The sequence below is a fragment of the Eikenella longinqua genome (assembly GCF_001648355.1).
GTDB classification, from domain to species: Bacteria; Pseudomonadota; Gammaproteobacteria; order Burkholderiales; family Neisseriaceae; genus Eikenella; species Eikenella longinqua.
Map to the genome: position 1 here is coordinate 257,567 of NZ_LXSL01000028.1, position 19,780 is coordinate 277,346.

A 19,780-nucleotide genomic window follows, 5' to 3' on the forward strand; every position below is an offset into this window, starting at 1 on the left:
CGTACTCCTAATGGCGGGCGATGGTATAGGTGCGCTTGATTTTGCCTTGCAGCTGGATCAAGCCGTAAATCAGCGCTTCGGCCGTGGGTGGGCAGCCGGGCACATACACATCCACCGGCACAATACGGTCACAACCGCGCACCACGGAATAAGAATAATGATAGTAACCGCCTCCGTTGGCGCACGAACCCATCGACAACACCCAGCGCGGCTCGGCCATTTGGTCGTACACGCGGCGCAGGGCGGGCGCCATTTTATTGGTGAGCGTGCCCGCCACAATCATCAAGTCGGACTGACGCGGCGACGGGCGGAAGATAATACCGAAGCGGTCGAGGTCGTAGCGCGCCATACCGGCATGCATCATTTCCACTGCGCAACAGGCCAAACCGAAGGTAACCGGCCACATCGAGCCGGTACGCATATAATTCAGCACGGTATCGGCACTGGTGGTGATAAACCCCTTACTCAAAACGCCTTCTATTCCCATTCCAGCGCACCTTTTTTCCATTCGTAAACAAAGCCGATGCCCAAAATCACGATAAACACGAGCATCACGCCGAAACCGAACATTCCCAAATCTTTAAACACCACCGCCCAAGGAAACATAAAGGCGATTTCCAAATCAAACAAAATAAACAGGATGGCCACCAAATAGTAGCGCACATCAAAACGCATACGGGCGTTTTCAAACGCCTCAAAGCCGCACTCGAAAGGCGCATCTTTTTCGGCATAGTGCCGCTTCGGGCCAAGCAGCGTGCCCAATGTTAAGAAAAGGACGCCCGCCGCCAAACCGACCAGCACGAAAACAAATACAGGGAAATAGTTAGCCAACATGGTTTGTACTCAGGGTAAACACATAAAATGCAGGTAAAACCAACCGGCATTGTAACCAAATTCATTGTTTGATTCAAAGCAAACCAGCATGCGAAAAGACAATATTTTCATTGCATTAAATAGAAATAATTCGCAATATCTTCAGCCCTTGCATTGCAACGGATTTCCCCCTTAAAGAGTTTTGATTTAAATCAACACTATAAAACCAACGCACACAAACTTCCCCGCATAACACTTATTTACACAGCAAGAGGCTACCTGAAAGCCGTTTGTCGCCTTACTGCAAAAACGTGTAGAATGCGCCGGTTTGTTACAGATCCCAAGATTGGGCCGCTAACCTTATGGATCCTTCCGGTTCCCACCCTGCCGTTTCTCTGATTGATTTCCCCTGATTTCCACCGTGCGCCATTACTGTGATGCACGGTAATGGAGTGCGCATGCCTACCCTATTGCCCTCTTCCGAACAACAGCCGATCGACATCGCCCGCATCCACGAGCTGGCCGACGCCCTGCTGCCCGTATACGACAGCATCCAGCCCGACAGCGCGCTCGACGACCCCTATCTCAACAGCTGCCTTTCCGAGCTCATCCAAATCCTGCACGAGCTGCACCCGGCCGACATCGCCGCCGCGCTGGAATCGCTGCCGCTGCAAGCCCGCCTTTTGGTGTGGAAACTGGTGGGGCCGGAGAGCGACGGCACCATCCTGTTGGAAGTGTCCGACGCCGTTCGCGAAACGCTGATTGAAAACATGGAACGGCAGGAACTCCTGGCCGCGGTCGAAGACATGGACGTGGACGACCTGGCCGAGCTGGCCGACGACCTGCCGCGCCAAATCGTGGCCGAAGCCCTGCAATCGCTCGACGAAGAAGAACGCGCCCAAGTGCAGGCCTCCATGTCGTTTGCCGACGACCAAGTGGGCGCCATCATGGACTTCGAGCTGGTGAGCATCCGCGCCGACGTTACCTGCGAAGTAGTGCTGCGCTATCTGCGCCGCTTCGAGAGCCTGCCCGACCACACCGACAAAATTTTCGTGATCGACGACAACGACATCCTGCAAGGCGTGCTGCCCATCCGCAAGCTGTTGGTGGCCGACCCGGATGAAATCGTCGAGCACATCATGGCGCGCGACATCGTGCGCTTCCACCCCGAAGACAACACCGAAGAAGCCGCGCAGGCGTTTGAGCGTTATGACTTGGTAACCGCCCCCGTTACCGATGCCGAAGGCAAGCTCATCGGCCGCCTCACCGTGGACGAAATGGTGGACGTGATCCGCGAAGAAACCGAGGCCGACATGTTGAACATGGCCGGTTTGCAGGAGGAAGAAGATCTGTTCGCCCCCGTGCTCGATTCGGTGAAAAACCGTTGGATGTGGCTCGCCATCAACTTGTGCACCGCCTTTGTGGCCAGCCGCGTGATTGGCGCATTTGAAGGCAGTATTGCGCAGATTGTGGCGCTGGCTGCGCTGATGCCGATTGTGGCCGGCATCGGCGGCAACTCGGGCAACCAAACCATCACCATGATTGTGCGCGCCATGGCCATGGGGCAGCTTTCCGGCAGCCAGGCGCTGCACCTGTTGAAAAAAGAAGTGGGCGTGGCGCTGATTAACGGCGTGATTTGGGGCGGCGTGATGGGCGTGGTGGCCTGGCTGCTGTATAAAAACATCGGCATCGGGCTGGTGATGGTGGCGGCGATGACGCTCAACCTGCTCTTGGCCGCCACCGTGGGCGTGCTGATTCCGGTGATTATGGACAAGCTCGGCCGCGATCCGGCGCTGGGCAGCTCGGTACTGATTACCGCCGTTACCGACTCCGGCGGCTTCCTCATCTTCCTCGGGCTGGCCACGCTGTTTTTGCTTTAATTTTAGTTACTTATGATTTTCAGGTAGCCTCTTCCACCATCGGATAGGCTACCTGAAATTTTTGCCAGCTTGATTGATCGGATTAATCCGGAGCCTTCAGCCTTCGGCTTTGGAAAAATGCGAATCCGGTTTGCAAACGCTAAGGTTTCAGCACAAACAGCGAATCACTCCATCACTGCAATAAAACCAGCTTATCCAACATCATCGTTTTTCAAGTAGCCTCTCGCGGCATTCAAAAGGCTACCTGAAAATTTCCTCACTGCCATCCTCCAAACTGCCTAATCCTTCCAGCTTCGGCGGTTGGTAAATCCGCACGGCGGGTTTATAATGCCTGCCCCTTTGTCTGCCAGCCAAGCGGCTGAATCGAAAGAACCCTATGCTTACTTACCGCAAACTTCTTTGGGGCGTGTTCGCCGTATGCGTGGCGTGCACAGCGATGTCGCTCTATATGCAATACGGGCGCGGCATGGATCCGTGCGTGATGTGTATCGTGCAGCGCGTGGCCATTATGCTGGTTGGCGTGCTGGCCTTGCTTGCCGTATTGCTGCCGCAAGGCCGCTGCTGGGCGCGCACGCTTTCCGCCATATTGGTGAGCATCCCCACCGTGTGGGGCGGCTGGACGGCAGCCAGCCAGCTGCACCTGCAAAGCCTGCCTTTAGACCAACAACCTTCCTGCGGCGCGCCGTGGTCGTTCCGACTGCAAGGTGCGCCGCTGTTCGACCTGTATGAGCCGATTATCCGCGGCTACGGCGAATGCGGCAAAGTGGAATATTTCCTGGGCGTGCCGTTTGCCTGGTGGTCTCTGCTGGCCTGCCTGTTTATTCTGGCAGTGCTGTGGGGCGGCTGGTGGAAGCTGCGCGGGAAATAAGGGCAGCAAAGAATGGGGCAGGCGCTTGGCCTGCCCTTTTTGTTTGCCGGTTTGAAGCGATGTGCGGGCAACCCTATTTTCAGGTAGCCTCATCTGACAAAGGCTACCTGAAAATAAAACCGCCTTCTTTCCCAAGCAATCATTTGCGCATGAAAAAACGGCCTAGCTATCACGCTAGGCCGTTTTCTGTTATTTGGTGGAGGTAAGCGGGATCGAACCGCTGACCTCTTGCATGCCATGCAAGCGCTCTACCAACTGAGCTATACCCCCAATTATGGTGGCGAATCAGGGACTCGAACCCCGGACACAAGGATTATGATTCCTCTGCTCTAACCAGCTGAGCTAATTCGCCGCTACTGAAGAAGCGCGTATTATACGGCTTTATAATTTCCTGTCAAACAAAAATGCCAACTTTTTTGCTACGGATTGATTTTTATAAATAAGTAATCAAGCAACGCCTATTCAAGCGGCCGGGCGGCAAATCCCTCGCAATAAAAACGGGCCGCATCCGCCATCAGCCGGCCTGTTTTGCCATCAATCGGCAAACTGCTTTTTCATGCGTTCGCGCCGCTCCTGCGCTTCCACCGATAAAGTGGCGGTGGGGCGCGCCAGCAGGCGTTTCAGGCCGATGGGCTCGCCGGTGTCCACGCAGAAGCCGTAGTCGCCCTCGTCGATTTGGCGCAGCGAAGCTTGGATTTTGCTGAGCAGCTTGCGCTCGCGGTCGCGGGTGCGCAGCTCCAGCGCGTATTCTTCTTCCTGCGTGGCGCGGTCGGCCGGATCGGGAGCGGCTTCGTGGTTTTGCAAGTGGCCAGTGGTGTCGGCAGCTTTCTGGATCAGTTCGTCTTGCAGCTTCACCAGCAACTCACGGAAAAAGGCCAGCTGGTCGGCATTCATATACTCCTCTTCCGGGCCTTTCCAGTTGATGATGTCCTGTTCGGTTAGTTTTGCCATGAGTTATCCTTTTTGTAAAAAATTGCAAACCGCCCCTTCCCGCAAACGGCTGCTTTTTTTGTGAAAAGCGGACTATAAAGCAGCCGCCGTTTTATGGCAAGAGCCACAAATTCAAACTGGCGAAAATCGCCGGCAACCACCAAGCCGCCCACCACCACAAAAGCAGCGCCAACAGGCTACCTGAAAAATCCCAGCGCCCGATGCGCAGGAAGGCAAACGGCCGACACAGCGGCTCGAAAATACGATTCAACACCGCCATCAGCGGCGAATAGCCCTGCGACAGCGAGAGCACCATGCGCCACAGCAGCCCGCCCAGCAGCACATAAGCCGCCGCGCGCGTGAGCGAAAGCACCGCAAACAGCATATTGGCCGCCGCCACCTGCCAGCTGAGCATCGACGAAGGTAAATACAGCAGCGAAAGCAGCAGATACGCCGCCACATACAGCAGCAAGGCCGCCAGCACGCAGGCCGTATCCCACTGACCCAGCGGCGGCACCACGCGGCGCAGCGGCTTCACTAGCCAATCCGTGCTGCGGCAGCAAAACTGCGCCAGCGGGTGCGAAAAATGCAGGCGACCGTATTGCAGCAGGCAGCGCGTGAGGCAGAGCATGGCCAGCGCGTCGGCCAGCAGGGAAATCAACTGGTTCAGCATCGCGTTCACTTCGCCAGCTCGTCCGCCAATTTCTGCGAACGCGCCACGCAGGCCTTCACGCCCGCGCCGATGGCTTCGGCCACGCCGTGCGCCTCGAAGGTTTGCAGCGCCTCATAAGTGGTGCCGCCTTTCGACGTTACCTTTTGCTGCAACAGGGAAAATGCTTCGCCGCTCTGCTCGGCCAGCAGCACCGCGCCTTTAAACGTGGCCAAGCTCAGCAGGCGCGCCTGTTCGGCATCGAAGCCCTGCTGCTGCGCGGCGCTTTGCAGCGCGTTGAGCAGGTAGAACACATAGGCCGGGCCGCTGCCGCTGATGCCGGTGATGCGGTGCAGGCCGTCTTCGTCGGGCAGCCACAGGGTTTGGCCGCTGGCCTGCATGATGCGCTCGGCCAAGGCGCGGTCGGCATCGGAAGCGCCGCTGTCGGCAAACAGCCCGGCCACACCCTGCCCTACCTGCGCCGGCGTGTTCGGCATCACGCGCACGATGCGCCGCGTGCCGCCCAGCCAGCCGCTCAAAGCCGCGCACGGCAGCCCGGCCGCCACCGACAGCACCAGTGCGCCGCCCGGCTGCACGTTTTGCAGCGCGGCCTGCATATCTTGCGGCTTCACCGCCAACACCAGCACGTCTTGTTCGCCCAATGGCGGCAGCCCGGCGGCGGTGGCGATACCGTATTGCCGCGACAACTCAGCCAGCTTGGCGGCGCTGTGGTCGATGGCGCAGATGTCGAAACCGCCGGCGCGGCTCATGCCGGCGATGATGGCGGCGGCCATATTGCCCGCGCCCAAGAAATAAATCGTCATGGTTTTCCCTTTCGGTGAGGTGAATGCGGATGGGGCGGCGTTTTCATTTTTCAGGTAGCCTCTTCCGGCTATCGTTGGGCTAGCTGAAAATTGTGTATCTTTCTCAGCTAGCCTGTGAGCTGAGTAAGAGGCTACCTGAAAATTTTCCACCCTTTTTCAGGTAGCCCGATGCCTACCAATAGGCAAACGGATAACGCTCATACAAGCCCAGCGCTATCTCATCCATGCGGGCTTGGAACGCATCCTGCGCCTGCTGATTCGGCGCTGACTGGGTTTCGAGCAGCGTTTCGAGCTCTTGCAAAAGAAAGGCCGTTTGCAGGAAGGGGATGAAGCCGACGGCCATATCGGCAAACTGCGCCTCCGCTTCATCGTATTCGCCTTGGTTGTGGTCGTAAAACAAAATGTTGCCGCCCTCTTTGCCTATTAACCAAGTATCGCCCTGCCCGCTGTTGCCGATAAGCCAATACCGCGCGGCCGTATCGGGATAATCGCAGCTCAGGCGGCAGTTTTCATTGAGTGCGGTTTGGTAGCCCCAAAGCCGGATGTCGGGCGTGATTTCCACGCTTTCGCATTGCTGCAAAAAAGACAAATACGCCGCAGGCAAAGGCGGCAGTTTGTCTAAACGCTTAACCGCAACCGCGCGCTTGGGCAGCTTAGCCATAATTTGTTCTATAGAAAGTGGGGCAAACATATTTCCAAGCTGGCTTTGGAAGCCATAGAGGCTACCTGAAAACTTCAGCTTCAATAAAGTTAAAACAGAACCTTCACACAGTGCGGCATAGTTTTCAGGTAGCCTTCCCAATCGGCAAAGGCTACCTGAAAATTTTATTCGCTATAACTGCGCTGGCCGAAAATGGCACTGCCGATGCGCACCTGGGTGGCGCCGCAGGCCACGGCGGTTTCCAAATCTTCCGACATGCCCATGGAGAGCGTGTCCACGTCCAGCCCTTGCTGTTGCAGGTATTGCAGCAGTTCGTTCATGCGGCCGAACTGTTGGCGCAGCTCTTCTTCGCTGCTGCCCAGCCGCGCTACGCACATCAGGCCGCGCAGTTTCAAATTGGGTAGCGAGGCTACCTGAAAAGCCAGCTCGCGGATGCTTTCTTCCTGCGGCGGCACGCCGTGCTTCACATCTTCGCCGCCGATGTTCACTTCAATCAGCACTTGCAGCGGCGGCATTTCGGGCGGGCGCTGCTCGCTTAAGCGGCGGACGATTTTTTCGCGGTCGATGGTGTGCACCCAGTGGGCGCGCTCGGCGGCGATGCGGCTTTTGTTGGATTGGATGTGGCCGATGATATGCCAGCAAATATCGGGGATGTCGGCCAGCTCGCTGCTTTTCTCTTTAAATTCTTGCAGATAGTTTTCGCCGAAATCGCGCTGGGTGCTTTTTTGGCACAAGAGGCGCACGTCGGCGGCGGGGAAGGTTTTGCTCACAGCAATCAGGTCGGGCTCGGGGCGGCCGGCGGCTTCGGCGGCGGCCCAGATGCGGGCGCGCACGGCGTGCAGGTTCATGGTTAGCACTCTCATGGTTTTTCCTTTTAATCAAACAGTTCACTGGGGATTTTACACACGGGGATGGGCTGGATTTTGTGCAGGGTGGCACGGTGCAGGCGCTGGAAGATGTCGAACACTTCGCGCTCGCGGCCGGCAAATTCTTCGGCGCGGCGGCCGGCTTCGCTCTGCGCCATCGCCCATTCGAGCTCGGGGTAGCTGGCGCCCATCTGCTGCTCGTCGGTGCGCTCTTCGTCCCACAGGCCGTCGGTGGGCGCGGCCTGGCGGATGGCGGGCGACACTTCCAGCGCTTCGGCCAGGGCGTACACTTGGGTTTTGAGCAGGTCGCCGATGGGGCTGAGGTCCACGCCGCCGTCGCCGTATTTAGTGAAGAAGCCCACGCCGAAGTCTTCCACTTTGTTGCCGGTGCCGGCCACGAGCAGGCCGTTGATTTGGCCGTAGTAATAGAGGGCGGCCATGCGCAGGCGGGAGCGGGTGTTGGCCAGGGCGAGGTTTTTGTTGGCGGCGGCAGTGCCGGCCACGCTGTGCTCGAATTGCTCGAAAGTGGGCGTGAGATTGAGCGTTTGGCTGTGCACGTTCACGAAACGGTGCTGCAAGTCGGCGATATACTCCTGGGCGCGCGCCAGCTGGTCGGCCTTCTGGCGGATGGGCAGCACCAGGCACAACACGTCCAGCCCGCTGTGCGCGCACAGGGCAGACACCACGGCGGAATCCACCCCGCCGGAAATGCCCACCACGAAGCCTTTGGCGCCGGCGCGCACGGCATAATCGGCCAGCCAGCGGCTGATGTGTCGGATAACGGCTTGGGTTTGCATGAGGTTTTCCTATCTTGATGGGCAGGCCGCACATAAATCATCCACGGCCTGTTGAATATAATCTTTTAGCGAAGCTAAGCAGGCTTCATCCGCAATTTTTTCATTTTCTTGCAAATAATAATAACGCCCCAGTGAATCGCTCACATCAACCCTGCCTTGCAGGGCGAGCCGGTGCAGCTCCATTTCCAGCACCACTTCGTCGTTATCGTCATTTTTCAGGTAGCCTGGGCGCAGCAGCAGGCTGAGCAGAATCCGAACCGCACTCGGGCGCACAAAAATATCCGCATCTATCTTCAGCACCCGAAAGTCGGCCGAAAGCTCATCGCGCCATTTTATGATTTGCCCCAATAATGCCAGCTCATTCATCTGCACACCTCCGCTCCGCAGCAGCGGCTAATATATCGCCAATCCGTGCAAAAGCCAAATGCCAAACCCGTCCGCACAGTCTGCTAGAATCCCGCCGCAGGCTACCTGAAAATCATGTGGCACACTTTTCAGGTAGCCTCAAACACACCCCAAAGGAATCCCCATGCCCCACCCCGTCCCCCAGCAAATCCGCCTGCAACCCGGCCGCCAAGGCCTCGTATTGGTTTACCCCGATACCGAACACACCCTGCCCGCCGAATACCTGCGCGTGTATTCCCCCAGCGCCGAAGTACGCGGCCACGGGCGCGGTCAGGCCAAACTGCAAACCGGCAAAGCCCGCGTCACCATCACCAATCTCGCCCCCGCCGGCAACTACGCCCTCAAAATCACCTTCTCCGACGGCCACGACAGCGGGCTCTACAGCTGGGCCTACCTGTATGAATTGGCACAAGGATACGCTACAATGTGGCCCGCTTACCTGCGCCGCCTTGAAGCAACCGGCGCCTCCCGAGAACCCGCCGCACAAGCGCACACCCCGCCGAAAGGAAAGAAATGTTCGCACTAAACCGCACCCTGCCCGCCTTCCTCGCCGCCACCGCCCTGCTGCTCGCCGGCTGCGACAAAATCGCCGACAAAGCCGCCGACCAAATCGACGAAACCCAAGCCCGCCAAGAATTCGTGACCAGCTGCGCCAAATCCGCCAACGAATCCTCCAAAGGCGCCATCAACCTCGACGCCGCCACCAAACTGTGCGGCTGCTCCTACGACGAAGCCGCCTCCACCTACAGCGACCGCAACCAATGGAAGCGCGACCTCGTCCGCTACGGCCTGAAGCAAGACGACAAAGCCCTCGAAGCCAAACTCGAAGCCGCCATGAATACCTGCGTCGAGCGCTTCACCAAAGGCCAACTCTAACCCGCCACCGCCGCCCAAAGGCTACCTGAAAGCACCCCATGACCGACAAACAAACCCATTTCGGCTACCAAACCGTAAACGAAAGCGAAAAAGCCGCCAAAGTAGCCGAAGTCTTCCACTCCGTCGCCAAGAAATACGACATCATGAACGACGTCATGTCCGGCGGCCTGCACCGCGTGTGGAAACACTTCACCATCAGCACCGCCCGCGTGCCCAAAGGCGGCAAAGTGCTCGACATCGCCGGCGGCACCGGCGACCTCTCCCGCGGCTGGGCCAAGCGCGTGGGCGAGCGCGGCGAAGTGTGGCTCACCGACATCAACTCCTCCATGCTCGGCGTCGGCCGCGACCGACTGCTCAACGAAGGCCTGATTCTGCCCGTGGCCGTATGCGACGCCGAAAAGCTGCCCTTCCCAAGCAACTATTTCGACCTCGTATCCGTGTCTTTCGGCCTGCGCAACATGACGCATAAAGACGCCGCCCTGCGCGAAATGTACCGCGTGCTCAAACCCGGCGGCAGCCTGCTCGTGCTCGAATTTTCCAAGCCCGCCAAAATGCTCGCCCCCGCCTACGACCTCTACTCCTTCAAACTCCTGCCGTTGATGGGCAAGCTCATCGCCAAAGACGCCGACAGCTACCAATACCTCGCCGAATCCATCCGCATGCATCCCGACCAGGAAACCCTCAAGCAAATCATGCTCGAAGCCGGCTTCGACAGCGTCGATTACTACAACATGAGCGGCGGCATCGTTGCCCTGCACAAAGGCGTGAAATTCTGATTGCCCGCCAAGCAAAGCAAAGGCTACCTGAAAAATCCAAACCGTTTTCAGGTAGCCTTATTCAAATAACAAGCAGGCCACCTGAAAACGCAGCGCAGCGAAGTTTCTGCGAAGCTAAAACTCAGCTCAAAAGCAGCTAAACCGCCGCAGCCCATTCCGCATTCCACAAAGCAAAACCCACACGGCGCAAACCGTGCGGGTTTCAAAATTCTTTGGTGCCCAGGAGAAGACTCGAACTTCCACACCCGTGAGGATACCAGCACCTGAAGCTGGCGCGTCTACCAATTCCGCCACCTGGGCGAGCCGACTTTTGGCAAATTCTAATTCAAGCAAACTGTGGTGCCCAGGAGAAGACTCGAACTTCCACACCCGTGAGGATACCAGCACCTGAAGCTGGCGCGTCTACCAATTCCGCCACCTGGGCTTTGCTTTAATCGGAGCTTTGCGTTAAAGTGCGTTGCTCTTTATGCAAGAAACGCGCATTATAGCGCCAATTTTCCACTTGTCAATTTATATATGAAGAAGAAAACCTCACTCCGCCTGCAAGACCCCTATCTGCAACGGGAAACGCAACGCTACGAACACCCCCTGCCCAGCCGCGAATGGATTACCGAAATGCTGGAAGACCGCGGCATCCCGCTGAAAACCGAATCCCTGGCCATCCTGCTCGACATCGCCGAGCACGAAATGCCCTTTTTCGAACGCCGCCTCGGCGCCATGGCGCGCGACGGCCAAATCCTCATCAACCGGCGCGGCATGGTGTGCGCCGCCGAAAAACTCGCGCTGGTGAAATGCCGCATTGAAGCACACAAAGACGGTTTCGGCTTTGCCGTGCCGCTCACGCCCGACGGCCAAGGCGACTTCGCCCTCTCCGCCCGCCAAATGCGCGGCCTGATGCACGGCGACACCGTTACCGTGCGCCCCGCCGGCACCGACCGCCGCGGCCGCCGCGAAGGCCAAGTGCTCGATGTGATTGAGCGTGCGCAGAAAACCGTGGTCGGCCGCCTCCTGATGGAGCGCGGCATCGCCATGCTGGTGCCGGAAGACCGCCGCCTGCCCGACAACATCCTGCTCGAGCCCGATTCGCTGGGCAAAGCCAAGCCCGGCCAAGTCATCGTGGCCGAAATCGACGCCTACCCCGACGCACACCGCCCGGCCGTGGCCAGCGTGGTGGAAATTCTGGGCGATTATGCCGACAGCGGCATGGAAATCGAAATTGCCGTGCGCCAGCACCACCTGCCGCACCAATTCTCCGCCGCCTGCGAAAAAGCCGCTGCCAAAATCCCTTCTGCCGTGCGCAAATCCGACCTCAAAGGCCGCGAAGACCTGCGCGATCTGCCCTTGGTAACGATAGACGGCGAAAGCTCGCGCGATTTCGACGACGCCGTGTACGCCGAAAAACAGGGGCGCAACTTCCGCCTGGTGGTGGCCATTGCCGACGTGAGCCACTATGTGAAGCCGCAAGACGCAATTGACGCCGACGCGCAAGAACGCGCCACCAGCGTGTATTTCCCGCGCCGCGTGATTCCCATGTTGCCCGAAAGCCTCTCCAACGGCATCTGCTCGCTCAACCCCGACGTAGAGCGGCTGTGCATGGTGTGCGACATGGTGTTCACCTACGCCGGCAACCTCAAATCCTACCGCTTCTACCCCGCCGTGATGCGCTCGCACGCCCGCCTCACCTACACCGAAGTGTGGGATTGGATTGAAAACGGTAGCGGCAACCCGCTCAAACCGCATATCGACACGCTCTACAAGCTCTATCAAATCCTGCTCAAAAAACGCCGCCAGCACGGCGCGATGGAGTTTGAAAGCACCGAAACCGAGATGATTTTCGACAAACAGGGCAAAATCAAACGCATCGTGCCCGTGGTGCGCAACGAAGCCCACCGCCTGATTGAAGAATGCATGCTCGCCGCCAACGTGTGCGCCGCCGAATTCCTGCTGAAAAACCAGCACCCCGCCCTCTTCCGCAACCACGCCGGCCCCACCCCCGAAAAACTCGCCACCCTGCGCGAGCAGCTCGGCCTGCTCGGGCTCTCCCTCGGCGGCGGCGACCAGCCCACCCCGCTCGACTACGCCGCCCTCTTCGCCCAAACCGCCGAGCGCCCCGACCGCGAGCTGATCCAAGTGATGCTGCTGCGCTCCATGCAGCAGGCCGTGTACGAGCCCGGCAACAGCGGCCACTTCGGCCTCGCCTACGCCGCCTACACCCACTTCACCTCCCCCATCCGCCGCTATCCCGACCTGCTCGTGCACCGTGCCATCAAAGCCGTGCTTGCAGACCGCCGCTACACCCCCGCCGACAACTGGGGCGCGCTCGGCATCCACAGCTCCCAATGCGAGCGCCGCGCCGACGAAGCCAGCCGCGACGTGGAAAACTGGCTCAAAACCTACTACATGCAAGACAAAGTGGGCGAAGTGTTCAGCGGCACCGTGAGCGGCATGGCCGGCTTCGGCCTGTTCGTCACCCTCGACGATATCCACACCGAAGGCCTCGTCCACATCAGCAATTTAGGCGAAGACTATTTCAACTACCGCCCCGAAACCATGAGCATCGAAGGCGAACGCAGCGGCCTGCGCTTCGGCATAGGCGACAAAGTCGTCGTACAAGTGGCCCGCGCCGACCTCGACACCCGCAAAATCGACCTCTCCCTCATCAGCGGCGGCAGCCAGCCCGAGCGCAGCGGCAAGACCGCCAAAAGCAAAGCCAAAACCAAGGCCGGCAAAACCAAAGCCGCAGGCAAAGCCCCAAGCAAGCCCGCCGCCCCGGCCAAGAAAACCCGCAGCCGCAAAAACAGCAGCCAAAGTGCCGCCAAACCCGCCGCTGCGGCCAAGCCCAAGCGCAAACCCCGCTCCCGCAAAAGCGGCGGCTAGGCTACCTAAATAAAGGCTACCTGAAAAGTTTCAGGTAGCCTCTTATCTTATAAACAAATCAACTTACTTATTTAAAACCATAAATTTCTCTGTGCCGCTGCAAGAATGGTAGATGCTTATTCTTATTCAATTTTCGTAATTTAGCATCCAAGGGAATCGACATTTGCTGTAATAAATATTGATACTCAGGTTTATATATAATTACTCCCTCATCATCAAAACTAATATACCCAGAATCAAACAGCCTATCCAAATGAGGAGAAAGTAATAAGCCATTAAATGGATTCACTTTATCAATTTTATTTGCCTCAGACCAAGGCACAATATGGGAAGCTATTAAAAATCCGCCACTTTTAGGATTTTCTGCCCCCAACACAGCACATTTATTGTCCCAATATTTCATCAGCTCTTCTCTAAACTTCGCATGGCCAATGCGAGCTTTTGCCATCGCAACGGTATCAATTCCTATTGCAACAGTATCTATAACACTTTCTTTTTTTTCATCTTCATCCGAATTTGACAAATCCAAGGCAGTAAATACTACTTTTAACCTATCTGGATTTTCTTCCCATATTGCTTCAATTAATTTACTAATATATTTTGGCAGTTGAATTTCTTTACCACTAGAAATAGTTAATCTTTCTTTAAAAATTAACCCAGAAAATTCAACAAAAAATAATCTTTTTGACCCATCCTGATAATCTGATTTAATTGGTTCAGGAATTGTCCAGGCATTAAAAGTTGTTTTTCTACATATATCTAGCCAAGACGATTTTGACAGCAAAATTTGATGCCCTCTTGCCATGGTAAGCTCCTTCTTAAAAATCAACTGTACAAATAATGATGAGAAAGCTGCCTGATTTTTTCAGGTAGCCTCTTCCCGTTTGCGCTAAAACCGCTCGTGCGGCGCCAGATAGCGCCACTGCCCCGGCGGCAACGCGCCGAGTTTCACCCTGCCGATGCGGATGCGTTTGAGCCCCACCACGCGCAGCCCCACCAGCTCGCACATGCGGCGGATTTGCCGCTTCTTGCCCTGTTTCAACACAAAGCGCAGCTGGTCTTGGTTTTGCCACGACACCTTGGCCGGGCGCAGCGCCTCGCCGTCGAGCTTCAGGCCGTGGTTGAGCAGGCGCAGGCCTTCTTCCGACAGCGTGCCCTTCACGCGCACCAGATATTCTTTTTCCACCCCGCTGTTTTCGCCAATCAGGCTTTTGGCCACGCGCCCGTCTTGCGTGAGCACGAGCAGCCCGACCGAATCGATATCCAGCCGGCCGGCCGGGGCGAGGCCTTGGCGATGCGCCGCTTTGAATTTTTGCGGGCTGCGGTCTTCCGGCCAATGGTTGGCTTCGGTGATCAGCTCGGCGGCGCTGCGGTAGCCCTTTTCGGCCTGCCCGCTCACAAAGCCCACGGGCTTGTGCAGCAGGATGGTTACGCGGCCGGCCTGCGCTTCATGCGCGGCGCGGTGCAGCTCGATGCGGTCGCCCGCGCCCACCTTTTGGCCGAGCACGGCTTTTTCGCCGTTCACGCTCACCCAGCCGCGCTCGATATAGGCATCGGCTTCGCGGCGGGAACAGAGACCGAGCTCGGCCATGCGTTTGGAAAGGCGGACGGTGTTGTCTTGGGTGGTCATATTCGTTTCTTTTTTAGGCAGATGTTAATTTCAGGCAGCCTGCTTGGCGTGAGAAAGCTACCTGAAAAATAGGAATGGCAGGCCAAGCGGTTTTCAACTTCGCAGAAACTCAGCCTTATAGCGAATCAAATTGGCTTTCGATACCAGGCAGCGAGCCGCAGACAGTACAGAAGTACGGCAAAGCGAGCTAACGCCGTAGCGAAAGTTAAATTGGTTCGCTATAGCTTAGCCAAACATCGCTTTCAGGTAGCCTCGCAGGCAAGAGGCTACCTGAAAAACAGCATCAGGCTTGGTCGCGCCGACACTTCACGGCGCCACATTGGCGGGCTGCCTGAAATGGCCAACGATTTCGTGGCGGAACAGGATGTCCTCTTCGCGCGTGCCTGCGCCGATATTATGGATAATCAACGGTATATCACCATGTTTGCGGTCGGATACGATGCCGATGTGCGGCAGCCCGCTGCCCGCCAACCGCCAGGTAACAATGTCGCCAGCGCGGTATCCGTCTTGCGCCGCCCAGCCGTGCCGCGCGAAATAAACCTCCAGATTCGGCACGCGGCGGTGATCGATATTCGGGTCGGGGCGTTTCAGCCCCCAGCGGTTCGGGTAGGCGGAAAAATTCGCTTTCATGTCTTGGTGAACCAGCTGCTGCAAGTCTATGCTTTGCTGCCGCAGTGCGCGAATCACCACATCGGAGCACACGCCTTTTGCTATCGGCACATCGCCCATCGGATAATCCAGCGCAGTATAGGCGGGGTCGTAGCGCACGGTTTGGCCGATTTGGCTGCGGGCGGCGCGGACGATGGGCGGCGCCTTATCCGCGTTGCCGACCTGTGCCGATGCGGGCGGCGGCATGGTTTCAGGCAGCCGAACAGCTTGGGCGCGGTCGGCGGGATTATGCGGCGTGCGGGAGGTGTTCGCAAAATAAGCGGCAGAGAGGGCAATGGCAATCAGGGAGGCGGCGAAGCCAACGCGGCAGAGCAAACGCATAACACAAATCCTTAAAATCGGCCGTTCAAGGCGAAGGCAAGCTGTCGCGTGAGAACAGGCTACCTGAAAACGACGTTGCCGCAGGCAGCAGAGTTTCTGCGAAGCTTCAACGAAGTTAAACCATATCGGCTTTGCCCAGCCGAGCTATTTATTTTCAGCCAGCCTCTTCGGGGTGCCGGGCAAACCAGTCGCGCACGCGCTGCAAGTCTTCGGCGGTGTCCACACCGGCGGCGGGGGCATTGTCGCACACGGTTACGGCAATCTTGCCGCCGTGCCACAACACGCGCAGCTGCTCCAGCGATTCGATCTCTTCCAGCGGCGAGGGCGGCAGGCCGACGTATTGGTGCAAAAAGCCGACGCGGTAGGCATACAGGCCGATGTGGCGCAGCGGGGCGTAGCCTTCGGGCAGCGCGGTTGGCTTGCCGGCGAAGGCGTCGCGCGGCCAGGCGATGGGGGCGCGGCTGAAATAGAGGGCGTTGCGCCGCTGGTCGAGCACCACTTTCACGCAGTTGGGATTGAGAAACTCGGCGGCATCGGCAATCGGGTGGGCGGCGGTGGCCATTTGCGCGCTGCCGCTGCCGAGCAGATCGGCGGTGCGGTTGATGAGGGCGGGGTCGATCAGCGGCTCGTCGCCCTGCACGTTGACGGCGATGTCTTCGTCGGCCATGCCCAAGAGCAGGGCGGCTTCGGCCAGGCGGGCGGTGCCGCTGGCGTGCTGTTTGCCGGTGAGCACGGCTTCGATGCCGTATTCGGAGCAGGCGGCGGCGATGGCGGCGTGGTCGGTGGCCACCACCACGCGCTGCGCTTCACTCAGCCTGGCGCGTTCGGCCACGCGCACCACCATGGGCTTGCCGGCAATCTCTGCCAGGGCTTTTTCAGGTAGCCTGCTGGAGGCGAGGCGGGCGGGAATGATGACGGTAAACGGGGTGCTCATGCGTGCAATTCTTCGTCGGTGAGGGGGCGGGCTTCTTGCTCCAGCATCACGGGTATGCCGTCACGGATGGGGAAGGCGAGCCGGGCTTGGCGGCTCCACAGCTCTTGGCGCGCGGCATGGTATTCGAGCGGGCTTTTGGTGAGCGGGCAAACGAGGATGTCGAGGTATTTTTTGTCCATGATGGTTCTCTGGTGTGGGAGGGATGGCGTGTTTTCAGGTAGCCTCAAGTTTACCAAAACGGCGCGGGCAGTTTGCGCGAACAAAAATGCACGCCCGGGGCGCGGAAGCAAACGTAGCGGGCGGCGGCGCCGTCGGCGGCCAGGCGGCGGAAGGCGCGGCTGCGGTAATACACGGTAAGCGGCTGCCCTTGGTAGCTCGGCTGCCAGCTTTGGCGCTCGGCGTCGTAGTCGGCGGAAAACTGGTAGCTGCGGCTGCCGATTTGGTAGCGGAGCGAGCGGGTGTCGGGCAAGTTCGGGCGCGGCGCGGAATCCACCGCTTCGGCGCGGCAAGGGCGGGCGGGGCCGATTTTGCCGCGGGCGGCTACCTGAAAGCATTGCGTGTTACGGCTTTGCGGGATGTCGGCCAGCGCGGGCAGCGGCAGCAGGCAGGCCAGGGCGAGCAGGGTAAGGGCTTGGCGCATAAATCTTCCTTTTGGTTTGGCGGCTGGCTGTTTTCAGGTAGCCTTGAGTGATATTGGAGGCTACCTGAAAAATAATTCGCATGGCGTGCCGCCTTTGGTTTGCCGCCCTCTCTTATGGAGAGCGGATAAAGTTTTCAGGTAGCCTCAATCAAGCCGGGCAGGCAGCGGCGGATTATGGCCTGCACCAATTCTTCCGGCAATTCGGCGCGCACGGGCAGCACCCACACTTCCCGCGCGGTATCGGCGGCGAGCTTCACCGCGTCTTTTTCGGTCACGATGTAGCTGTCAGCCTCGGGAAGCCCGGCAACCTGCCAGGCGGCGTGGTCGGGCAGCGCGATGTGTTGCACAGGCTCGATGCCCAGCCGCGACAGCTCGGCAAAGAAACGCTCGGGCTTGGCAATGGCGGCGGCGGCAATCACGCGGCGGTTTTTCAGGTAGCCTGCCGGCAGCAGCTCGTGCGGGCGGTGCAGGCGGTAAATATTCCCGCATTGCAGGCAGCTGCGGCACAGCAGCACTTCGGGCGGCAGCCGCCAATCCGGCGCGGGGCTCTCGGGCGTGCTGTTGGCCAGCAGCACGGCGTTTACGCTTTCCAGCCGCTGCAAGGGCTCGCGCAAATTGCCGTGCGGCAGCAAATCCAACCGCCGCCCCACTTCGGCGGCGGGGAACACGGCCAGCTCGAAATCGCGTTGCAGGGCGTAGTGTTGCAGGCCGTCGTCGGCAATGATGATTTGCACTTCGGGGTGCGCGGCCAAAAGCGCCCTGCCCGCTTCGGCGCGGCGGCTGCCCACGGCGGCGGGGGCGCCGGTGCTGCGGTGCAGCAGCAATGGTTCGTCGCCGGCTTGGGCGGCGGTGCTTTCGTTAGTCAAAACGTGCACGCCGCGCCCGGTGCGCCCGTAGCCGCGGCTGATGATGCCGGGGCGGATGCCGCGCTCTTGCAAGGCGCGCGCCAAGGCCTGCACCACGGGCGTTTTGCCGCTGCCGCCAGCTTGGATGTTGCCCACCACCACCACGGGCACGGGCAGCTTTTCGCTGGGTTTCCGGCCTTTCAGGTAGCCTTCGCGCCGCCGCGCCGCCAATACGCCAAACAGCCGCGCCAAAGGCCGCAATAGCGGCGTGAGCAGCGGGTTGGGCTTGCGCCAGTGGCGTTCGATTAGGCGGTGCAGCATGTTCGGGCGGCCTCTTGAGCTTTTTCAGGTAGCCTGCGGCACGCGGCGGTAGTGCGCGAAATCGAAGCGGATGCCGTTGGCGGCGGCGGTGTGGCTACTGCGTTCGGCTTCCTGCCAATCGGCGGCATTCAAGGCGGGAAAGAAGGCGTCGCCATCAATGGTGAGCCGCACTTCGGTGAGGCGCAGGTCGGTGGCCAGCGGCAGAGCTTGGGTGTAAATCTGCGCGCCGCCCATGATGATGATTTCGGGCGCGTCGGCCAGCATGGCAAGCGCGTCGGCCAGGCTGGCGGCCCGCTCGGCGCCTTCGGCCTGCCAGCCGCCCTGGCGGGTGATCACGATGTTGCGGCGGCCGGGCAGCGGCTTTTTGGGCAGCGAATCCCAGGTTTTGCGCCCCATCACCACGGGCTTGCCCAGGGTGTAGCGTTTGAAAAAGGCGAAGTCTTCGGCAATGTGCCAGGGCATGGCGTTGCCGCTGCCGATGCAGCCGTTATCGGCCACGGCGGCGATGAGGGTGATGGTTTGCATGGGAGGCTACCTGAAAATAGGGGCAAAACGCCGCCATTGTAACGCAAGCCTCCCGCCTTCACAGCCCCAAAACGCGCGCTTTGGTGTAAAATCCGCTTCCTTTGCGGCGCATGCCGCTTTTGCTTATTTCACTACAACGGAGCAGCGGACATGACCATCATTCCCCCCGACCACCAAGGCGCCGGCCTGCGCATCGGCATCATCCAAGCGCGTTTTTCCAACGAAATCGGCAGCGCCATGCTGGAAGTGTGCACCCAAAAACTGGTTGAGCTGGGCGTGCCCGACGGCAACATCACCATCGCCACCGTGCCCGGCGCGCTGGAAGTGCCGCTGGCGCTGCAAAACATGGCACAGTCGCACAGCTTCGACGCACTGGTGGCGCTCGGCGCGGTGATTCGCGGCGAAACCTACCATTTCGAGCTGGTATCCAACGAATCCGCCGCCGGCATCAGCCGCGTGGGGTTGGATTTCAACATCCCCGTTGCCAACGCCATCCTCACCACCGAAAACGACGAACAGGCCCACGCGCGCATCCAAAGCAAAGCCGCCGAAGCCGCCATCGTGGCCGTGGAATGCGCCAACCTGCTGCGCCGCCTCAACCCCGCCGGCAGTGAGCTGCCCGACGCCCTCGTTTAACCCCGCGCCGCCCGCCGCACAATCAGGAAAGCCAAAT

24 protein-coding genes and 4 tRNA genes are annotated in these 19,780 nt (G+C 59.0%); 7 read left to right on the forward strand and 21 right to left on the reverse strand.

Annotated features, from left to right (window positions below):
* Positions 1-7: 7 nt before the first annotated feature.
* Positions 8-487 (reverse strand): NuoB/complex I 20 kDa subunit family protein, encoded by a 480-nt coding sequence (locus A7P95_RS08725; RefSeq protein ID WP_067594097.1) that lies wholly within the window; start codon positions 485-487, stop codon positions 8-10.
* Positions 478-834, reverse strand: coding sequence for an NADH-quinone oxidoreductase subunit A (locus tag A7P95_RS08730; RefSeq protein ID WP_067594100.1), 357 nt, complete (start codon positions 832-834; stop codon positions 478-480). Before A7P95_RS08730 ends, A7P95_RS08725 begins: the two co-directional genes overlap by 10 nt.
* Before the next feature lie 416 nt (positions 835-1,250).
* On the opposite strand from A7P95_RS08730, the gene mgtE reads away from it, so the two are divergent.
* Entirely contained in the window at positions 1,251-2,693 is a 1,443-nt protein-coding gene (gene mgtE / locus A7P95_RS08735; RefSeq protein ID WP_156503564.1) for a magnesium transporter, read from the forward strand.
* A 376-nt stretch (positions 2,694-3,069) separates the two neighbouring features.
* Positions 3,070-3,561, forward strand: coding sequence for a disulfide bond formation protein B (locus A7P95_RS08740; protein ID WP_067594106.1), 492 nt, complete (start codon positions 3,070-3,072; stop codon positions 3,559-3,561).
* Positions 3,562-3,755: 194 nt separating this feature from the next.
* Here the strand turns inward: A7P95_RS08740 and A7P95_RS08745 are convergent.
* From A7P95_RS08745 to A7P95_RS08785, 9 genes are all read right to left on the reverse strand, one after another.
* Positions 3,756-3,831, reverse strand: a tRNA-Ala gene (locus A7P95_RS08745).
* A gap of 5 nt (positions 3,832-3,836) precedes the next feature.
* Positions 3,837-3,913: transfer RNA gene (locus A7P95_RS08750), tRNA-Met, on the reverse strand.
* 182 nt (positions 3,914-4,095) lie between these two features.
* Positions 4,096-4,512 (reverse strand): RNA polymerase-binding protein DksA, encoded by a 417-nt coding sequence (dksA, locus tag A7P95_RS08755; RefSeq protein ID WP_067594108.1) that lies wholly within the window; start codon positions 4,510-4,512, stop codon positions 4,096-4,098.
* A gap of 91 nt (positions 4,513-4,603) precedes the next feature.
* Positions 4,604-5,164 (reverse strand): YggT family protein, encoded by a 561-nt coding sequence (locus A7P95_RS08760; protein WP_067594111.1) that lies wholly within the window; start codon positions 5,162-5,164, stop codon positions 4,604-4,606.
* Between the two features lie 5 nt (positions 5,165-5,169).
* Positions 5,170-5,964, reverse strand: coding sequence for a pyrroline-5-carboxylate reductase (gene proC / locus A7P95_RS08765; RefSeq protein WP_067594113.1), 795 nt, complete (start codon positions 5,962-5,964; stop codon positions 5,170-5,172).
* A gap of 172 nt (positions 5,965-6,136) precedes the next feature.
* The gene (locus tag A7P95_RS08770; RefSeq protein ID WP_156503565.1) at positions 6,137-6,625 is read right to left on the reverse strand and encodes an SMI1/KNR4 family protein; all 489 of its coding nucleotides are present in this window, start codon (positions 6,623-6,625) and stop codon (positions 6,137-6,139) included.
* A 164-nt stretch (positions 6,626-6,789) separates the two neighbouring features.
* A complete protein-coding gene (locus tag A7P95_RS08775) occupies positions 6,790-7,488 on the reverse strand; it encodes a YggS family pyridoxal phosphate-dependent enzyme (RefSeq protein ID WP_067594119.1) in 699 nt (232 codons plus the stop codon).
* 11 nt (positions 7,489-7,499) lie between these two features.
* Positions 7,500-8,288 carry an NAD(+) synthase gene (gene nadE / locus A7P95_RS08780; protein WP_067594122.1) on the reverse strand — a complete coding sequence of 263 codons (789 nt, stop codon included), beginning with the start codon at positions 8,286-8,288 and terminating at the stop codon, positions 7,500-7,502.
* A 9-nt stretch (positions 8,289-8,297) separates the two neighbouring features.
* Positions 8,298-8,654: a hypothetical protein gene (locus A7P95_RS08785; RefSeq protein ID WP_067594125.1), complete on the reverse strand. Its 357-nt coding sequence runs from the start codon at positions 8,652-8,654 to the stop codon at positions 8,298-8,300.
* Positions 8,655-8,817: 163 nt separating this feature from the next.
* On the opposite strand from A7P95_RS08785, the gene A7P95_RS08790 reads away from it, so the two are divergent.
* The 3 genes from A7P95_RS08790 to ubiE are packed head-to-tail and all read left to right on the forward strand — an operon-like array spanning position 8,818 to position 10,345.
* Positions 8,818-9,219, forward strand: coding sequence for a gamma-butyrobetaine hydroxylase family protein (locus tag A7P95_RS08790; protein WP_067594128.1), 402 nt, complete (start codon positions 8,818-8,820; stop codon positions 9,217-9,219).
* Positions 9,207-9,569 (forward strand): hypothetical protein, encoded by a 363-nt coding sequence (locus tag A7P95_RS08795; protein WP_067594131.1) that lies wholly within the window; start codon positions 9,207-9,209, stop codon positions 9,567-9,569. The genes A7P95_RS08790 and A7P95_RS08795 overlap by 13 nt, the downstream gene beginning before the upstream one ends.
* A 38-nt stretch (positions 9,570-9,607) precedes the next feature.
* Positions 9,608-10,345, forward strand: a complete 738-nt coding sequence (gene ubiE / locus A7P95_RS08800; RefSeq protein ID WP_067594134.1) for a bifunctional demethylmenaquinone methyltransferase/2-methoxy-6-polyprenyl-1,4-benzoquinol methylase UbiE — start codon at positions 9,608-9,610, stop codon at positions 10,343-10,345.
* A 213-nt stretch (positions 10,346-10,558) separates the two neighbouring features.
* Here the strand turns inward: ubiE and A7P95_RS08805 are convergent.
* Positions 10,559-10,645: transfer RNA gene (locus A7P95_RS08805), tRNA-Leu, on the reverse strand.
* Positions 10,646-10,682: 37 nt separating this feature from the next.
* Positions 10,683-10,769: transfer RNA gene (locus A7P95_RS08810), tRNA-Leu, on the reverse strand.
* Between the two features lie 92 nt (positions 10,770-10,861).
* Here A7P95_RS08810 and rnr point away from each other — a divergent pair.
* On the forward strand, positions 10,862-13,222 hold the full coding sequence (gene rnr, locus A7P95_RS08815) for a ribonuclease R (RefSeq protein ID WP_067594137.1): 2,361 nt from the start codon (positions 10,862-10,864) through the stop codon (positions 13,220-13,222).
* Positions 13,223-13,289: 67 nt separating this feature from the next.
* Here the strand turns inward: rnr and A7P95_RS11245 are convergent, their stop codons facing one another.
* From A7P95_RS11245 to A7P95_RS08850, 8 genes are all read right to left on the reverse strand, one after another.
* The gene (locus A7P95_RS11245; RefSeq protein ID WP_082890780.1) at positions 13,290-14,027 is read right to left on the reverse strand and encodes an HNH endonuclease; all 738 of its coding nucleotides are present in this window, start codon (positions 14,025-14,027) and stop codon (positions 13,290-13,292) included.
* 84 nt (positions 14,028-14,111) lie between these two features.
* Complete coding sequence (locus tag A7P95_RS08820; RefSeq protein WP_067594140.1) at positions 14,112-14,852, reverse strand: pseudouridine synthase; 741 nt, start codon at positions 14,850-14,852, stop codon at positions 14,112-14,114.
* A 306-nt stretch (positions 14,853-15,158) separates the two neighbouring features.
* Positions 15,159-15,707 (reverse strand): DUF1287 domain-containing protein, encoded by a 549-nt coding sequence (locus tag A7P95_RS08825; RefSeq protein WP_218916369.1) that lies wholly within the window; start codon positions 15,705-15,707, stop codon positions 15,159-15,161.
* 289 nt (positions 15,708-15,996) lie between these two features.
* Positions 15,997-16,776, reverse strand: coding sequence for a 3-deoxy-manno-octulosonate cytidylyltransferase (gene kdsB / locus A7P95_RS08830; RefSeq protein ID WP_067594143.1), 780 nt, complete (start codon positions 16,774-16,776; stop codon positions 15,997-15,999).
* Positions 16,773-16,955, reverse strand: coding sequence for a Trm112 family protein (locus A7P95_RS08835; RefSeq protein WP_067594145.1), 183 nt, complete (start codon positions 16,953-16,955; stop codon positions 16,773-16,775). The genes kdsB and A7P95_RS08835 overlap by 4 nt, the downstream gene beginning before the upstream one ends.
* 50 nt (positions 16,956-17,005) lie before the next feature.
* Complete coding sequence (locus A7P95_RS08840) at positions 17,006-17,416, reverse strand: hypothetical protein (RefSeq protein ID WP_067594149.1); 411 nt, start codon at positions 17,414-17,416, stop codon at positions 17,006-17,008.
* Between the two features lie 134 nt (positions 17,417-17,550).
* The gene (gene lpxK, locus A7P95_RS08845; RefSeq protein ID WP_067594152.1) at positions 17,551-18,582 is read right to left on the reverse strand and encodes a tetraacyldisaccharide 4'-kinase; all 1,032 of its coding nucleotides are present in this window, start codon (positions 18,580-18,582) and stop codon (positions 17,551-17,553) included.
* Between the two features lie 24 nt (positions 18,583-18,606).
* Positions 18,607-19,107, reverse strand: a complete 501-nt coding sequence (locus tag A7P95_RS08850; protein WP_067594155.1) for a dihydrofolate reductase — start codon at positions 19,105-19,107, stop codon at positions 18,607-18,609.
* Positions 19,108-19,257: 150 nt separating this feature from the next.
* Between A7P95_RS08850 and ribH the strand changes: the two genes are divergently transcribed.
* Positions 19,258-19,743 carry a 6,7-dimethyl-8-ribityllumazine synthase gene (gene ribH, locus A7P95_RS08855; protein WP_067594158.1) on the forward strand — a complete coding sequence of 162 codons (486 nt, stop codon included), beginning with the start codon at positions 19,258-19,260 and terminating at the stop codon, positions 19,741-19,743.
* Positions 19,744-19,780: the final 37 nt, after the last annotated feature.

Excerpts from the sequence above, each read along its gene's own strand:
- A7P95_RS08775 (WP_067594119.1), bottom strand. The coding sequence starts at position 7,488 with ATGAGAGTGCTAACCATGAACCTGCACGCCGTGCGCGCCCGCATCTGG.
- ubiE (WP_067594134.1), top strand. The coding sequence starts at position 9,608 with ATGACCGACAAACAAACCCATTTCGGCTACCAAACCGTAAACGAAAGC.
- A7P95_RS08795 (WP_067594131.1), top strand. The coding sequence starts at position 9,207 with ATGTTCGCACTAAACCGCACCCTGCCCGCCTTCCTCGCCGCCACCGCC.
- A7P95_RS08725 (WP_067594097.1), bottom strand. The coding sequence starts at position 487 with ATGGGAATAGAAGGCGTTTTGAGTAAGGGGTTTATCACCACCAGTGCC.
- A7P95_RS08820 (WP_067594140.1), bottom strand. The coding sequence starts at position 14,852 with ATGACCACCCAAGACAACACCGTCCGCCTTTCCAAACGCATGGCCGAG.
- rnr (WP_067594137.1), top strand. The coding sequence starts at position 10,862 with ATGAAGAAGAAAACCTCACTCCGCCTGCAAGACCCCTATCTGCAACGG.
- ribH (WP_067594158.1), top strand. The coding sequence starts at position 19,258 with ATGACCATCATTCCCCCCGACCACCAAGGCGCCGGCCTGCGCATCGGC.
- A7P95_RS08840 (WP_067594149.1), bottom strand. The coding sequence starts at position 17,416 with ATGCGCCAAGCCCTTACCCTGCTCGCCCTGGCCTGCCTGCTGCCGCTG.
- dksA (WP_067594108.1), bottom strand. The coding sequence starts at position 4,512 with ATGGCAAAACTAACCGAACAGGACATCATCAACTGGAAAGGCCCGGAA.
- kdsB (WP_067594143.1), bottom strand. The coding sequence starts at position 16,776 with ATGAGCACCCCGTTTACCGTCATCATTCCCGCCCGCCTCGCCTCCAGC.
- proC (WP_067594113.1), bottom strand. The coding sequence starts at position 5,964 with ATGACGATTTATTTCTTGGGCGCGGGCAATATGGCCGCCGCCATCATC.
- lpxK (WP_067594152.1), bottom strand. The coding sequence starts at position 18,582 with ATGCTGCACCGCCTAATCGAACGCCACTGGCGCAAGCCCAACCCGCTG.
- mgtE (WP_156503564.1), top strand. The coding sequence starts at position 1,251 with ATGCACGGTAATGGAGTGCGCATGCCTACCCTATTGCCCTCTTCCGAA.
- A7P95_RS11245 (WP_082890780.1), bottom strand. The coding sequence starts at position 14,027 with ATGGCAAGAGGGCATCAAATTTTGCTGTCAAAATCGTCTTGGCTAGAT.
- A7P95_RS08850 (WP_067594155.1), bottom strand. The coding sequence starts at position 19,107 with ATGCAAACCATCACCCTCATCGCCGCCGTGGCCGATAACGGCTGCATC.
- A7P95_RS08835 (WP_067594145.1), bottom strand. The coding sequence starts at position 16,955 with ATGGACAAAAAATACCTCGACATCCTCGTTTGCCCGCTCACCAAAAGC.
- A7P95_RS08825 (WP_218916369.1), bottom strand. The coding sequence starts at position 15,707 with ATGCCGCCGCCCGCATCGGCACAGGTCGGCAACGCGGATAAGGCGCCG.
- A7P95_RS08730 (WP_067594100.1), bottom strand. The coding sequence starts at position 834 with ATGTTGGCTAACTATTTCCCTGTATTTGTTTTCGTGCTGGTCGGTTTG.
- A7P95_RS08785 (WP_067594125.1), bottom strand. The coding sequence starts at position 8,654 with ATGAATGAGCTGGCATTATTGGGGCAAATCATAAAATGGCGCGATGAG.
- A7P95_RS08760 (WP_067594111.1), bottom strand. The coding sequence starts at position 5,164 with ATGCTGAACCAGTTGATTTCCCTGCTGGCCGACGCGCTGGCCATGCTC.
- A7P95_RS08790 (WP_067594128.1), top strand. The coding sequence starts at position 8,818 with ATGCCCCACCCCGTCCCCCAGCAAATCCGCCTGCAACCCGGCCGCCAA.
- A7P95_RS08770 (WP_156503565.1), bottom strand. The coding sequence starts at position 6,625 with ATGGCTAAGCTGCCCAAGCGCGCGGTTGCGGTTAAGCGTTTAGACAAA.
- A7P95_RS08740 (WP_067594106.1), top strand. The coding sequence starts at position 3,070 with ATGCTTACTTACCGCAAACTTCTTTGGGGCGTGTTCGCCGTATGCGTG.
- nadE (WP_067594122.1), bottom strand. The coding sequence starts at position 8,288 with ATGCAAACCCAAGCCGTTATCCGACACATCAGCCGCTGGCTGGCCGAT.